Source organism: uncultured Eudoraea sp., assembly GCF_947260015.1.
Lineage (GTDB): Bacteria > Bacteroidota > Bacteroidia > Flavobacteriales > Flavobacteriaceae > Eudoraea.
In genome coordinates, this window is the sequence record NZ_CAMYOM010000024.1 from 1 (window position 1) to 15,678 (window position 15,678).

General features: G+C 39.1%; 12 protein-coding genes and 1 pseudogene. 11 read left to right on the forward strand and 2 right to left on the reverse strand.

The window, feature by feature from the left end; all coding sequences use genetic code 11:
• The 5 genes and pseudogenes from Q0X66_RS10695 to Q0X66_RS10715 form a co-directional block, all read left to right on the forward strand.
• Positions 1-279 (forward strand): annotated as a pseudogene (locus Q0X66_RS10695) (DUF1800 domain-containing protein); the annotation flags it as partial.
• 11 nt (positions 280-290) lie between these two features.
• Positions 291-1,985, forward strand: coding sequence for a DUF1501 domain-containing protein (locus tag Q0X66_RS10700; RefSeq protein ID WP_297706180.1), 1,695 nt, complete (start codon positions 291-293; stop codon positions 1,983-1,985).
• Between the two features lie 141 nt (positions 1,986-2,126).
• The gene (gene metG, locus Q0X66_RS10705) at positions 2,127-4,226 is read left to right on the forward strand and encodes a methionine--tRNA ligase (protein ID WP_297706182.1); all 2,100 of its coding nucleotides are present in this window, start codon (positions 2,127-2,129) and stop codon (positions 4,224-4,226) included.
• Between the two features lie 64 nt (positions 4,227-4,290).
• Complete coding sequence (locus Q0X66_RS10710; RefSeq protein ID WP_297706184.1) at positions 4,291-6,414, forward strand: Tex family protein; 2,124 nt, start codon at positions 4,291-4,293, stop codon at positions 6,412-6,414.
• Positions 6,415-6,610: 196 nt separating this feature from the next.
• Entirely contained in the window at positions 6,611-7,129 is a 519-nt protein-coding gene (locus Q0X66_RS10715; protein ID WP_297706186.1) for a ferritin, read from the forward strand.
• 73 nt (positions 7,130-7,202) lie between these two features.
• Here Q0X66_RS10715 and ssb read toward each other — a convergent pair whose 3' ends face one another.
• The gene (ssb, locus tag Q0X66_RS10720; RefSeq protein ID WP_297706188.1) at positions 7,203-7,535 is read right to left on the reverse strand and encodes a single-stranded DNA-binding protein; all 333 of its coding nucleotides are present in this window, start codon (positions 7,533-7,535) and stop codon (positions 7,203-7,205) included.
• A 381-nt stretch (positions 7,536-7,916) separates the two neighbouring features.
• On the opposite strand from ssb, the gene Q0X66_RS10725 reads away from it, so the two are divergent.
• From Q0X66_RS10725 to Q0X66_RS10740, 4 genes are all read left to right on the forward strand, one after another.
• The gene (locus Q0X66_RS10725; protein WP_297706190.1) at positions 7,917-9,476 is read left to right on the forward strand and encodes a M20/M25/M40 family metallo-hydrolase; all 1,560 of its coding nucleotides are present in this window, start codon (positions 7,917-7,919) and stop codon (positions 9,474-9,476) included.
• Positions 9,477-9,479: 3 nt separating this feature from the next.
• On the forward strand, positions 9,480-10,769 hold the full coding sequence (locus Q0X66_RS10730) for a serine hydrolase (RefSeq protein WP_297706192.1): 1,290 nt from the start codon (positions 9,480-9,482) through the stop codon (positions 10,767-10,769).
• Positions 10,770-10,878: 109 nt separating this feature from the next.
• Positions 10,879-11,451, forward strand: a complete 573-nt coding sequence (locus Q0X66_RS10735; RefSeq protein WP_297706195.1) for a pentapeptide repeat-containing protein — start codon at positions 10,879-10,881, stop codon at positions 11,449-11,451.
• 44 nt (positions 11,452-11,495) lie between these two features.
• Positions 11,496-11,858 carry a hypothetical protein gene (locus Q0X66_RS10740; RefSeq protein ID WP_297706197.1) on the forward strand — a complete coding sequence of 121 codons (363 nt, stop codon included), beginning with the start codon at positions 11,496-11,498 and terminating at the stop codon, positions 11,856-11,858.
• A gap of 57 nt (positions 11,859-11,915) precedes the next feature.
• Here the strand turns inward: Q0X66_RS10740 and Q0X66_RS10745 are convergent, their stop codons facing one another.
• Complete coding sequence (locus tag Q0X66_RS10745) at positions 11,916-12,386, reverse strand: CBS domain-containing protein (protein ID WP_297706199.1); 471 nt, start codon at positions 12,384-12,386, stop codon at positions 11,916-11,918.
• A gap of 119 nt (positions 12,387-12,505) precedes the next feature.
• Here Q0X66_RS10745 and Q0X66_RS10750 point away from each other — a divergent pair, with 119 nt between their 5' ends.
• Complete coding sequence (locus tag Q0X66_RS10750) at positions 12,506-14,788, forward strand: M28 family peptidase (protein WP_297706201.1); 2,283 nt, start codon at positions 12,506-12,508, stop codon at positions 14,786-14,788.
• Complete coding sequence (locus Q0X66_RS10755) at positions 14,785-15,591, forward strand: SDR family oxidoreductase (RefSeq protein ID WP_297706203.1); 807 nt, start codon at positions 14,785-14,787, stop codon at positions 15,589-15,591. The genes Q0X66_RS10750 and Q0X66_RS10755 overlap by 4 nt, the downstream gene beginning before the upstream one ends.
• Positions 15,592-15,678: the final 87 nt, after the last annotated feature.

Here is a 15,678-nt window from a genome sequence, read left to right on the forward strand (position 1 = left end):
GATGCAGTTGGTGCTGCTGATAGCAATACAAGTAATCCCGAAACTGTGGTTAGCGCCATAGTAGATAAAATTACACCACTAGGATTGCTTACAGCTCAGGATTTTGAAAATGCAATGTCTGTTTTTAAAATTGAAGATGTACCGGAAAATTATTATGGTCCCGACTATATTCCGGGAGGATTGGGATTATGGATGCTTTCCGTTAGCCCGGAAGTACCCCAACAAGTATTCCTATTGCTGATGCACTTATCCAGACAACCAGAGTTTCAACTAAAATAAAACCTACGACTATGAGTAATAATCATTTACCTATTAATATAAAAAATAATAACGGTCACGACGAAGAACATAAGTATTGGAGTCGTCGATCCTTTTTACAGGCATTGGGCATTGCCGGGTCTGGTTCGATGATGCTCGGCAGTAATATGCTGACCGCATCTGCACCGTCCCCACTGACCGCGGCTATTGCCAATGCCGATACAGATAGTATTTTGATCCTTATTCGTCTTTCTGGCGGTAATGACGGATTGAGCACGGTGATCCCAATTGAGCAGTACGATACGTACGCCAATGCAAGACCCAATATCTATATTCCGGAAAGTAAGATCCTTAAACTTTCGGATGAATTTGGGATTCCTACTTATATGAATTCATTGGAACCCATGTGGGGTGCCGGCCAGGTAAAAGCGGTTCATGGTGTAGGTTATGAAAATCAAAGTTTATCTCACTTTACCGGATCTGATATTTATGCGAACACCGATTTAACAACTACCGGTTTTGATGGACTGAATACGGGTTGGATGGGCCGTTATTTTGAAAATATTTACCCTGATTATTTGGTAAACCCCCCTGCAGCACCTGCAGCAATTCAAATTGGAAATTTTGGTAGTTTGGTATTCCAGGGTGAAGAAACCAACTATGCGTTTGTTACTTCAAATATCGATCAGCTGGAAGAAATTGCAGAATCAGGAGTTCAATATAGCCTGGATGACAGTTTGTTTAATAACTGTATGTACGGAGATCAGCTTAAGTTTTTAAGAGGAGTGGCTAACACCACTTATGAATACTCCGGACTTATCCATGAAGCATATGAAAGAGGGCAAAATCAGGTGCAATATCAGGACAATGGATTTGCAAGACAATTAGCCCTTTTGGCAAGACTGATTAAGGGAAATTTAGGTACAAAAGTGTATATGATTTCAATGGGAGGTTTTGATACCCACGGAAATCAACCACTTGCTCATGAACGATTAATGTCCAATTTATCTATTGCTATCAATAACTTCTATGAGGATATTGCATTTACACAACAAGATGAAAAGGTATTGAGTATGACATTTTCCGAATTCGGAAGACGAATATTTGAAAACGGTTCAAACGGAACAGACCACGGTAAGGCTGCCCCAACCCTATTTTTCGGTTCAGGGCTCAATGGTAGTGCCTTTGTAGGGGAACACCCTTCTCTGGAAAGTCCTAATGGGCGTGGAAACCTTGAATATACAATGGACTTTAGGGATCTCTATGCCACGGTACTTGCAGAATGGCTGTGTGTCCCAATACCATTGGTAGAGCAGCATTTACTGGATCACCCATATGCGCCAGTTGATCTTGGCTTTAATTGTAGTGGAACGGAATTCCCCCCTATTGTTTATAGTGAAGGCCCTCCTACCCCTCCAATGCCAGAAGATCCGGTTGCAGAAGATCCAACTCCGGAATTGCTTGAAGCAATAGTTCACGAACCATTTTATCCCACTAGTAGCACACCACATATCTATTTAGAAATGCCTTTTACTGCTCATGTTGATATTCAATTATATAATATCCTGGGACAAAATGTTGGAACTGTCTATAATCAGATAATGGCGGAAGGTTCTACCGAAATCAACATAAGGGAAAATTTACCTTCACATTTGTCTACTGGTAAATACATATATAGAATACAAGTTTCGGACAGGAAAATGTCCAAATCGATAATGGTAACTTAGGTTACCCCTACTTTGCATAATTGCCCCCGGACACCAGTAATCCTGTATAAAAGGATCTGGTGTTCCGGGGGTTTTCTTTTTCCCGGGTACTTGGTGTTTGGTCTGAAATAATAGTTATTTTTGTGCCTTAATCCATTTTTGATGTCGGAACACCTGCATAAACCTGCCAGATATACAATCACAGCAGCTTTGCCTTATACAAACGGCCCTATTCATATTGGGCACCTGGCCGGAGTCTACGTTCCTGCAGACATCTATGCAAGATACCTCAGGTTAAATGGTAATGATGTGGCCTTTGTTTGCGGAAGTGATGAACATGGCGTGGCCATACCCATGAAGGCTAAAAAAGAAGGAGTTTCACCAAAAGAGATTATTGACAAATACCATGGTATTATAAAAAAATCGTTTGTAGATTTTGGAATATCTTTTGACAATTATTCACGTACCTCCGCCCAAATTCATCACGAAACGGCCGGCGATTTTTTTAAAACTTTATACGAACAAGGCGATTTCCTGGAGGAGGTAACAGCTCAACTTTACGATGAGGAAGCCCAACAATTTCTTGCAGACCGATTTGTTATTGGAACCTGCCCTAAATGCGGTTACGAAGAGGCTTATGGAGATCAGTGTGAAAACTGCGGTTCTTCACTTAATGCGACAGACCTTATTAATCCGAAATCGACAATTTCTGGAGCCGTACCAACGCTTAAAGAAACCAAACATTGGTTCCTGCCCCTGGACCAGTATGAAGATTTTTTAAAAGAGTGGATCATAATCGGTCATAAAAACGATTGGAAACCTAACGTTTACGGGCAATGTAAATCATGGATAGATGATGGGTTAAAACCAAGGGCCATAACACGCGACCTGGACTGGGGAATTCCTGTTCCTGTTAAAGGTGGCGAAGGGAAAGTATTATACGTCTGGTTTGATGCGCCTATAGGGTATATTTCATCTACCAAAGAATGGGCCGCCAGAACAGGAAAAGACTGGGAATTATACTGGAAGGCAAAAGACACCAAACTGGTCCATTTTATCGGAAAAGACAATATCGTTTTTCACTGTATTATTTTTCCCAGCTTGCTTAAGGCACATAAGGACTATATTTTACCTGATAATGTTCCGGCCAATGAATTTCTAAACCTGGAGGGGAATAAATTGTCTACTTCAAAGAACTGGGCGGTTTGGCTTCACGAGTATTTGGTAGAATTCCCTGATATGCAGGATGTTTTACGCTATACCCTTACTGCAAATGCCCCGGAAACCAAGGATAATGATTTTACATGGAAGGATTTTCAGGCCCGAAATAACAACGAATTGGTTGCCATTTTTGGAAATTTCATAAACCGGGTTGTGGTGCTTACCAACAAATATTTTGAAGGTGTTGTCTCTGAACCAAATCAATTTACACAAGTTGATAAAAATACTTTAGCAACCCTAAAAACATATCCCGGAATAATTTCAGACTCTATTGAACGTTACCGCTTTCGTGAGGCAAGTCAGGAATTAATGAATCTTGCACGTTTGGGTAATAAATATCTGGCAGATGAAGAACCATGGAAGGTGATCAAGGAGGATAAAGACAGAGTGCAGACCATTATGTTTGTTGCACTTCAAATAGCCGCTGCCCTTGCTGTTCTGGCTGAGCCTTTTTTGCCTTTTACTTCAACAAAATTGAAAAGAATTTTGTCTATCGCAGAAAAAACCTCTACCACGAATTCTGATCTTGTTGAGCTCTCCTGGTCTGATGTTACAAAAAAAGAAACCCTTCTGCCAAAAGGTCGCCAAATAGGTGAGCCTGAATTGCTATTTCGAAAAGTAGAAGACGAAGAAATACAAGCGCAACTAAGCAAACTTGAAGCCACAAAAAAAATAAACGAATCTGAAAATAAAACTATTATGCCGCAAAAAGAGACCATAAATTTCGAAGATTTCACCAAAATGGACTTACGTGTGGGCACCATTTTAGAAGCAGAAAAAATGCCTAAAACCAAAAAGCTCCTGGTTCTTAAGGTAGATACAGGAATAGATACCCGGACAATCGTTTCAGGCATTGCCGAAAGTTTTAGTCCAGAGGAAATCATAGGAAGACAGGTAACCGTTTTGGTAAATCTTGCACCCAGGGCACTCAGGGGAGTAGAAAGTGAAGGCATGATTTTAATGACTGAAAATAAAGAGGGGAAACTGATATTCCTTAACCCGAGCGAAGAAGGGGTTGCAAATGGGGAGCCCATAAATTAGTACGATTCAATGATTGTCCGGTTGGACGATACCCCTTGTTACTTCAATACATAATATATATTTCATGGAACTCGTCCCATTTATTGCCCGCTATACCAAACTACCGGTAAAGAGTATCCAAAATACTATTGTCTTACTTAATGAAGATTGTACAGTTCCCTTTATCTCCAGGTATAGAAAAGAACGAACCGGTAATCTGGATGAGGTTCAAATAGGCCATATTGTAACGCATAAACTACAATATGAAACATTGGAGAAACGCAGAAGTACAATCCTAAAATCTCTTGAAGAATATAATGTGCTGACCAATGAGCTGCAAACCAAAATTAGCCAGGCGACAACATTGGGCCTTTTGGAGGATTTATACCTTCCCTTCAGAAAGAAACGTAAAACCAAGGCTGAAGTAGCTAAAAAAAATGGTTTGGAAGGCCTGGCCAAAATAATTATGGCACAAAATACCGACAACCTTAATGCGATTGCCCAAAAATTCTTCAATAAAGCAATCCTGAATGCAGCCCAGGCCTTCGAAGGTGCCAGACATATAATCGCTGAATGGATCAATGAACGCAGCGATATCAGGAACCTAATACGTTTCCAACTGAATAGATATGCCCTTCTCTCTACCAAGCTGGTAAGTCCTAAAAAAAATGAAGAAAAAGCCCAGAAATACAGGGATTATTTCGATTGGAGCGAACCCCTTTCCAAATGTCCTTCCCATCGTTTATTGGCTATTCTTCGGGCAGAAAATGAGGGTTTTATTAGGACAAAACTAGAAATAGACCAGGATAAGGTATTTTACCAAATTGAAGAAAAGCTCGTTTTGCACAACAATGCCTGTTCTTCACAAATTAAAATGGCTATCCAGGATGCCTATAAACGCTTGTTGTTCCCATCGCTTTCCAACGAGACATTTAAGAATGCTAAGGAAAAAGCTGATGAGGCCGCCATCGCGGTATTTTCCAAAAACCTCAAACAACTATTACTTGGAGCACCCCTGGGAGAAAAACGAATAATGGCAATTGATCCCGGGTTTAGAACAGGTTGTAAGCTTGTTTGTTTAAATGAACAGGGTGACCTGGAACACAATGAAACTATTTATCCTCATGCTCCACAAAACGACCGTAAAGGTGCCATGAAAAAAATCAGTTCCCTGGCAGATGCTTATAAAATAGAAGCTATTGCAATTGGTAACGGAACTGCTTCGCGAGAGACCGAACAACTTATTAAACACCTTCAGTTTAGAAACCCTATAGAAGTTTATGTAGTAAGTGAAGCCGGGGCATCAATCTACTCGGCTTCCAAAATAGCGCGTGACGAATTTCCTAATTATGATGTAACTGTTCGTGGTGCGGTTTCCATCGGCAGGAGATTGGCAGATCCCCTTGCGGAATTGGTCAAACTTGACCCAAAATCGATAGGAGTTGGACAATATCAGCACGATGTGGATCAAGAAAGCTTAAAAAGATCATTGGATACCGTAGTGGAAAGCTGCGTAAATTTTGTTGGTGTAAATATCAATACTGCCAGTGTTCCCTTATTGGCCCATGTTTCAGGTTTGGGTCCAAAATTAGCCGAAAACATTGTGAATTACAGAAACCAAAATGGGGCCTTTTCCAATAGGGATGAAATACAAAAAGTACCAAGATTAGGTAGTAAGGCATTTGAACAAGGAGCTGCTTTCTTGCGTATAAAAGGAGGAGATAATCCTCTGGACGATTCTGCTGTACACCCGGAGAGCTATAGTATTGTTCAAAAAATGGTAAAGGACAATCAAATGGCTATAACAGAGCTCATTGGCAACAAAGAAGTTCTTCAAAAAATTGATCTTAAGGCCTATTGCACCGATAATGTGGGCCTGCCCACCTTGAAGGATATCATCGGGGAGCTCGAAAAACCAGGCCTGGACCTTAGGGAAAAAGCAAAAGTCTTTACCTTTAATCAAAATATCAGGAGCATCACGGATATAAGAGAAGGACAATTATTGCCGGGCATAGTGAACAATATTACCAATTTTGGCTGTTTTGTGGATCTTGGGATTAAAGAAAGTGGCCTAATCCATATCTCACAACTTTCCGATACTTTTGTTAAAGATGTAAACGAGCATGTAAGCCTTCACCAACAAGTTGTAGTGAAGGTCCTGGAGGTGGATATTGATCGAAAACGCATCCAACTTGCTTTATATAAGTAGGATATTCTCTCACGATGAAAGCCCTTGAATTTAAGGCCCACCTGATATTTTGCAATTGATCCATCGAATTGGCCCGAACTTGATTGTTATGGCGAGATAATAAGGTGCTTAAAAAAATGACGAACAGGACTAAAATCTTGGCGTTTTGCGTAGTCCTTAGTAGCTAGATTTTGTAACTTTGATTAAAATTGATATCATGCTTTCAAAAAATATGGAAAAAGCCCTGAACGACCAAATCAGGATCGAAGCGGAGTCTTCACAGGTTTATTTGTCTATGGCTTCATGGGCAGAGGTAAAAGGGCTTGAAGGAATTTCGCTGTTTATGTATAAACAGTCCGATGAGGAAAGAATGCATATGCTGAAACTCGTTAAATATGTAAATGAACGAGGAGGGCAATCGGCTATATCCGCATTAACTGAGCCCAAAGCCGTTTACGATTCCTTTCAAAAGATGTTTGAAGATTTATATGATCACGAAATTTTTGTTTCCAAAAGCATCAATGAGTTGGTACATGTAGCTCTGCAGGAAAAAGATTATGCCACACATAATTTTCTTCAGTGGTATGTTGCCGAACAGATGGAAGAAGAAGCGCTTGCGCGCACCATTTTAGATAAGATTAACCTTATTGGGAATGACAAAAGCGGACTCTACCTATTCGATAGGGATGTACAACAGATCACAGTTGAAAGCGCAGCTGCAGACCCACAACCTTAAAAAAAGAGGATCTTGTAAGATCCTCTTTTTTATGGTAAAATAAATTATGGTTTTTTCCATATAGTTCCAAACTCTATTTTCCCAGCATCACTAGTTCATTGCATTTAATCTCGGTAATATATCTTTTTTCACCTTCTTTATTTTCATAAGAGCGATGAATGAGCTTACCTTCTACGGCTACTTCGTTACCCTTTGCCAGGTAATTTTCCACAATCTCTGCGGTTTTACCCCAGGCTACCACATTATGCCATTGGGTATCTGTAATCTTTTCTCCTTTACTATTTTTGTAAATCTCATTGGTAGCTACGGAAAATTTGGCCAATTTACCGCCATTATCAAGGTTAACAATTTCAGGGTCTTGCCCCAGGTTTCCAATCAACTGTACTTTGTTTCTAAGTGCGTTCATAATTTCTAATTTTAAGGATTAAACAGTTAATACTATCGGGTCTTATACTCCGACACTGCAAACATAGAACAGCAGTTTAGGGTTACTCGGTTAGGAAGTACTTATTTTCGTTTGTAATCTTTTGTAGTCGTTTGTACTTAGTTATAACGCTGAATGTTAATTATTTACGTAACCTAAAATTATTATCTTATTTCAAATATTATAATATATGGCATAAGTTAACGAGTGGATTGCTTTAAGGAATATGGAAAATCTTAAAGATTTTGAGAGCCTTATGACATCCTATTTCCAATGTAAATATGACATTGCAACAATACCCGGACTTAACTAAAATCTTTTATTCCTATCTTAGTCTGCTATTCATAAAACACACATTATAACATGCTTAGACAAGCTCACTTATTCCTTATTTTTCTCCTTTTAAATGTTACATTTTTAATTGGCCAGTCCACAGAAGAAGTCGTGGATCAATTAAAAAAAGAGGCCATTGAAAATTCCCAGTTAGAACAACTCGCTCATGAATTAATGGATGTTATCGGGCCCCGTTTGGTGGGTACCCCCCAAATGACAAAAGCCAATAACTGGGCAGTAGCTACCTTTAATAAGTGGGGAATAGACGCCCGAAATGAGGAATGGGGTACCTGGAGGGGCTGGGAACGGGGTATTACCCATGTAGACATGGTTTCTCCCAGAGTAGTGTCTCTAAGAGGCACACAACTGGCATGGAGCCCGAGTACTTCAGATTCAGGAATTACCGCTGAAGTAATAAACCTTCCTGCAGTGGAAGATTCACTGGCCTTTGCAAATTGGCTCCCTAATGTCAAAGGCAAATTTGTGACAATCTCCATGAATCAGCCTACAGGGCGCCCGGATTATAATTGGGAAGAATTCGCCACTGACGAATCTTTTGAAAAAATGAAAGCCGATCGGGAAGTACAGACCAAGGCCTGGTATCAACAAATCCGAAATACCGGATATAATAGCAGAACCCTAAATAGAGCGCTGGAGGAAGCCGGTGCAGCAGCTATTATACAATCAAGGTGGTCCAAAGGCTTTGGGGCCAATAAAATTTTTAGTGCAAATACCAAAACAATTCCAGTTATAGACATTTCCCTGGAAGATTACGGAATGATATACCGATTGGCAGAGAACGGCGGCAAACCTGTATTAAAAGTGGTTTCTAAATCAAAAGAATTGGGAAGGGTGCCCACTTTTAATACCATAGCCACTATTCCTGGCACAGAATTCCCAGATGAATATGTCGTACTTTCTGCCCATTTTGATTCGTGGGATGGCGGTACCGGCGCAACCGATAACGGTACAGGTACAATTACCATGATGGAAACTGCACGTATCCTTAAAAAAATATATCCAAACCCTAAACGGACTATTATTATTGGGCTATGGGGCAGTGAGGAACAAGGGCTCAATGGTTCCCGCTCCTTTGTTGAAGACAGACCGGAAGTCGTAAAAGGATTGCAGGCACTTTTTAATCAGGATAATGGAACCGGACGGGTTGTCAAATTGTCCGGACAGGGGTTCCTTCATGCTTACGATTATCTGGGACGCTGGCTCCAGGCCGTTCCCAAAGACATACGCGATCATATCGAAACCACATACCCGGGATCTCCTGGCCGGGGAGGATCTGATTATGCTGCTTTTGTGGCTAAGGGTGCTCCTGCTTTTTCACTTAGTTCCTTAAGCTGGAGCTATCGGAATTATACCTGGCATACCAATTTAGACACCTATGACAAGATCGTTTTTGATGATGTTCGAAACAATGCAATTCTTACCGCAATCCTTACATACATGGCCTGCGAAGACCCTGAAAAAACATCCAGGGAAAAAGCTACTCTTCCAACAAGTCAGAATACAGGAATACAACAAGAATGGCCAACATCACGCTCTCCGGATAGGGCAGGCGGACAAGATAAAAATTAAATTATGAGTAAAATATACCTTCTTTTTTGTTTGGTGTTTACAGCAACGGTTTTGGCCCAAACACCCTCCGTAAAAATTTCACCTGATCTAAGTACAGCTTCCCCGGCAACTGTTGGAATGTCTGATATACGATTAAAGCGAATAGATGCCATGCTTAAACAAGCTGTAAAGGATGGTGATATTCCGGGAGCCGTGGCTCTAATTGCTAGAGACGGAAAAATAGTATTCCACAGCGCCTATGGGCTGGCGGATAATTCGGCTGGTATTAAAATTTATAATGATGCTATTTTCAGGATCGCATCTCAGACGAAGGCCATAACTTCAACAGCCGTAATGATGCTCTGGGAAGAAGGAAAATTTAAATTAGATGATCCGGTTTCCAAATACATTCCAGAATTTAAAAATGTCGAAATTCTCGATACTTTTAACGAATCAGATACTACATACACATCTGTTCCTTCAGAGAAAGAAATTACGATCAGACATTTAATTACCCATACCTCCGGAATAGGTTATGGGGTAATTGACGGCGATCCAAGATTCAAAGCAATCTATCACAAGGCTGGTATCACAGATCTTTTTACTACTGAGGATATTTCAATCGAAGAAAGTGTTAAGAAACTCGCCGGGCTTCCATTGCACCATACTCCAGGTGAGAAATTTACTTATAGTGAAGGTCTTGATGTTCTTGGTTATTTTATTGAAGTAGTCTCAGGTGTACCCTTTAATGAATTTCTCAGAACCCGGATTTTTAATCCTTTGGGCATGAACGACACCTGGTTTTATTTACCAAAAGAGAAGCATGACCGCCTGGTAAATGTTCAGCATAAAGTAGACGGGAAATGGGAAAAATTTCCGGTCACGTTTTATGATACCGATTATCCTATTAAAGGCGCTAAAAGGTTTTTTTCCGGTGGGGCGGGTCTTTCCAGTACCGCGAAAGATTATGCAACCTTCCTCCAAATGTATCTGAATAAGGGTGAGTTAAACGGAGTTAGGCTACTGAGCAGAACCACTGTAAGAAGCATAATGGCAAACCAAATTGGGGACATCTGGAAAGAAGACCCTAATAATTACGGATTGGCATTTGGGGTAGTAAAGCAAAAAGGAGAAGATTCCGGTGGCTTAGGTAGTGAAGGTACTTTTGAATGGGGTGGCTATTTTAATACCCAATATTTTGCGGATCCGGAGGAGCAGGTCATTGGTATTCTGATGAAACAAACACAAGGCGCCTCAAACGATAATACCGCCTGGAAATTCCGGCAGATGGTATTTAGCGCAATAGATGACTAAATAACCGGATCACTATAAACTCAAAAAAATTAGCGCAATTATCTTTTCAGGGATCTGAGGAAAAGAATGCATTAGTAAAAATATAAGTACCACTCCATTATATGTTGCAATGATCAAATCATTTATTGAAGATACTACCTACAAGGATGAGGATTTCACCAAAGTGAGATTGAAAAAAGCAGAATACGAAAACTGTATTTTTGAAGGTTGCAATTTTGCTGATGGCTACCTCGATAATACAGATTTTACCACATGTCAATTTAATCATTGTAACCTAAGTAATGCCAATATAAGTCATTCGGTTTTTAATGAGGTTTCATTTTCTTTCTGTAAACTGACGGGGCTTCACTTTGAACATTGTAATCCCATTTTGTTGTCACTTTCCTTCGATCATTGTTCATTGATCCTGGCTTCATTTTATCAGTTACAGCTTAAAAATATAGAGTTTACTGAATGCAAACTAATGGAAGCTGACTTTACAGAGGCCAACCTCAGTAATGCACGATTTAAAGAATGCGATTTAAATAAAGTAATTTTTGAGAAAACGAACCTGGAGCAGGCCGATTTAAGTACAGCTGTCAATTTTAAAATTGACCCTGAACAAAATCGACTTAGGAAAGCTAAATTCTCAAAAGATGGAGTTGTAGGGTTGCTCGGAAAATACGATATTGTAGTAGTTTAGCTTACTCACATCATTAAATAGAGTAACTTTTTCTTTTAGCACACATGGAACATCAGGAAGAAAAAAAATGTCTGGAATGCGGCGAAATTATCAGAGGCCGGATAGATAAAAAATACTGTTCAGACTATTGCCGTAATGCTTATAATAATAAACTAAATAAGGATAGTAAAAACCTTGTAAGAAACATAAATAACAGGCTTCGAAAGAATTACAGGGTCTTAGATAGTTTTGCCTTAAAGGATGGTAAAACGCGCACAACCAAGACCCGTCTAATGGACAAAGGCTTCGATTTTGAATATATAACCAATCTATATACTACAAAAAAAGGAACGACCTATTACTTTGTATACGATCTTGGCTATCTTCCTTTGGATAATGATTATTACATGATCGTTAAACGCGAATAGCAATTATCCCCGTAAAAGTATCCGGAAAAAGAAATTCAACTACTTAAAATCTGAAAATTATTGATAGTTATGACTGGTAAGTTTTAAAGCGGCGATCACAATATCCTTGCGACTTATCTGGCCTATTAAAAGGCCATCCTTTAAAACCGGTAATCTCCTGCGATTGTTTTTATGAAAAACTCCTGCAGCATCAAAAATGCTCATGTCATGAGGTATAGTTTCCACATCTTTGGTCATAAAACGTTCTACGCTTGCATCGAGGATAGGCTGGTTAAAATAACGGCTTTCCGAAATTTCCTTCATACAATCTGCCTCTGAAATAATTCCTACTAAAAACCCATTATCATCCAAAACCGGTCCCCCGGAAATATGATTTTTGGCAAAAGATTCCATTACCTCCAGTATGGATTGATCTGTACTAAAAGTCAGTAATTTTCTTGTCATATAATCCTCCACCAGAATTGGGGCATCATACTCCTTTTTGGATCCTTTTTTGGCTCTTCGGCCCATAAAACTCTTTATACCCATACCTTTTTAAATATTAGCTTAATATTAAATATAGGGTTTTCCTGCTTAATTATTAAATATATTCGCCAAAATGAACTAGGATACTAGAATTTTATACTTTTATCTGACAATTCTATATTATGAAGAAATATGCCGAAATAATTTCGTTTCTGCTGATTCTATTGGCCATTTACCTGAGTTTTGATACTGCAATGCCCAAGTATAATTTGGATTCACAAAAACCAAAGATCGCTTTTTCAACGGATAGGGCTTTACAACATGTTGAAACCATTTCTAATAAGCCACACGGCGTTGGTTTTGAAGCACATGAAACGGTAAAAAACTACATTATTGATCAATTAACCCAATTGGGATTGGAAACGTCCACACAGCATGGATATAGTGTAGGAGATAAGGGGTATTTAGGCAAACCGGAAAATATTTTAGCCAGAATAAAGGGATCTCAGCCAGGAAAGGCTCTTCTGCTGCTCTCACATTACGATAGCAGTCCGCATTCTTCATTAGGCGCCAGCGATGCGGCTAGTGGTGTTGCTACTATTCTGGAAGGTGTAAGGGCATATTTGGCTGGTAAAGTAGTTCCTAAAAATGATATTATTATTCTTTTATCTGATGCAGAAGAATTAGACCTAAATGGGGCCGAGCTCTTTGTAAATAATCATCCATGGGTTCGAGATATAGGTTTGGTTTTGAATTTCGAGGCCAGAGGTAGTGGTGGGCAGTCCTATATGCTCATTGAAACAAACCGGGGAAATGGAAAGTTAATTGAGGAATTTACCAAATCAAATCCTGAATTTCCTGTGGCAAACTCTCTTGCATACAGTATTTATAAATTGATGCCCAATAATACAGATCTTACCGTTTTTAGGGAAGATGGAGATATTGAAGGCTTTAACTTTGCTTTTGTTGACGATCATTTCGATTACCATACTATTCGAGATAACTATGAACGCCTGGACAGAAACTCTCTGGCACATCAGGGGAGTTATCTAATGCCGCTTTTACAACATTTCAGCAAGGCCGATCTGAACGATTTGAAGAGTTTAAACGACTACGTTTATTTTAATGTGCCTTTTTTTAAGTTTATTTCTTACCCTTTTGACTGGATTTGGCCAATGTTTTATTTAGCGCTTGTGATTATGTGCGCTTTATTGTTTTACGGATTTAAAACAAAGCATCTTGATCTCAGAGAAATTGCTAAAGGATTTCTGCCTCTGATAATAGCATTAACTATAAACGGGATTGTGGGGTGGTATAGTTGGTCTGTATTAAAATGGCTTTATCCCCAATATAAAGATATTTTACAGGGATTTACTTATAATGGGCATTACTACATTCTGGCTTTTGCAATGTTCGCCATTGGCAGCTGTTTTTTGGTTTATCGTAAGTTCAGGAAAGTTAGCCTTTCAAATCTGTTGGTTGCCCCATTGATCATTTGGTTAGGTATTTGTTGGGGGCTAACTTCCTATTTGCCTGGTGCAAGTTACTTTATTCTACCTTTCTATGCTCTTTTGGGATCATTCCTAATAAGTTTAAATCAGGACAAGCCAAACGTGTATGTATTGGTAATTTTAGCTCTTCCCGCCCTATGGCTTTACACCCCCCTTATTCATATGTTTCCAATTGGATTAGGATTAAAAATGATGGTTGCATCTACAGTGCTCACAACACTTACTTTCCTGTTACTTCTTCCGGTTTTTGCATCTTATAAGAATAAGAATCGTATCGCCTATTTGGCATTTCTTTTATTCTTTGGTTTTATGGTTACTACTCATCTATATTCGGGATTTACGAGCGAAAATGCAAAACCTACAAGTCTCTTATACGTACTTAATACAGATCAAAAAAGAGCGCAATGGGCTACACATGAGAATGAACTCTCCACATGGACATCTCAATATCTGGGAGAAACCAGAAAAAGGCCAGACAGTCTTGCAGCTTTTAATATAAGTAGTAAATACGATACAGGATTTACCTATATGGCAGACGCCCCAATTAAAGAACTATTGCCGCCAAAAGTTGAGATTACCTTAGATACAGTTATAGGAAATAAACGTATGTTAGAATTATGCATTACCCCACAACGCGAAGTTAATCGTTTAGACATCTTTACAAACGAACTAAATATTTTAGGAGCAAAAGTGAATAATGTTAAATTATCCGACTACTTCCTTAATAACAGGAAAGGAGGTAGGCTAATTACACACTTCATAAGTAATAATGATTTTACAGAAATACAGCTAAGCATTCCTAAAGACGAACCTTTAGAGCTCACTTTATACGAGTCCTCTAATGATCTATTGGATAATCCTTCATTTACAATTCCCGATAGACCGGAAGCAACCATTCCAATGCCCTTTGTACTCAATGACGCAATTTTACTGATTAAAACGATTAAATTTTGAAAAATACCGTTGGAATTATTGGATGCGGATGGCTTGGATTTCCTCTTGCCAAATCTCTGATACATGTCGGTTATAATGTGCATGGAAGTACTACCAATAAGAACAAACTGGATGCCTTGGAGAAGGAAGGAATAAAGCCCTTTATAGTCATTTTAGGTGAGGAAAGTGTTTCAGGTTCACTTGCAGAATTTCTGGACCAGGTTGATATCCTTATAATAAATATACCCCCCAGGCTCCGGGGTAACTACAAAGAGAACTATGTTCTAAAAATGAATCTTTTGCACAATGAGATGGTAAAATCAAACGTCAAAAAAATACTATTTGTGAGCAGTACTTCGGTATATGGAGCTTCTGAGGGTGAGGTAACCGAAGATACCTTTCCGATGCCTGTAACTGAATCCGGCAGGCAATTAGTTGAGGCTGAAAAGATCTTTCAAAACGACAAATCAATTCAAACCACCATCCTTAGATTTGGAGGTCTTATAGGACCAAACAGACATCCCATTACAATGTTATCCGGCAAAAAAGGACTGAGCGATGGTAATGTTCCCGTTAACTTAATACATTTAGATGATTGTATACATCTGATAAAAACAGTGCTTGAAAATAATTGGTGGGATCAAATCTTTAACGGGGTCTACCCTGATCACCCATTGAAAAGAGACTATTATTACCAAATGGCAGATAAAAATATGCTTCCAAGACCCCAATATCTGAACCCCCAATCCATAAAAAGTGGAAAAATAGTACTTAGTAGGAATTTTCTTGCTAAAAATATTCCATTTTATACTAGAATTAAATAGCATTTCACAACAACTACAACCACTTTTACAACAAAAACATCGATAAAAGGTTAATTTATACCGTTGATTTTCAGCTTTTTATCGATA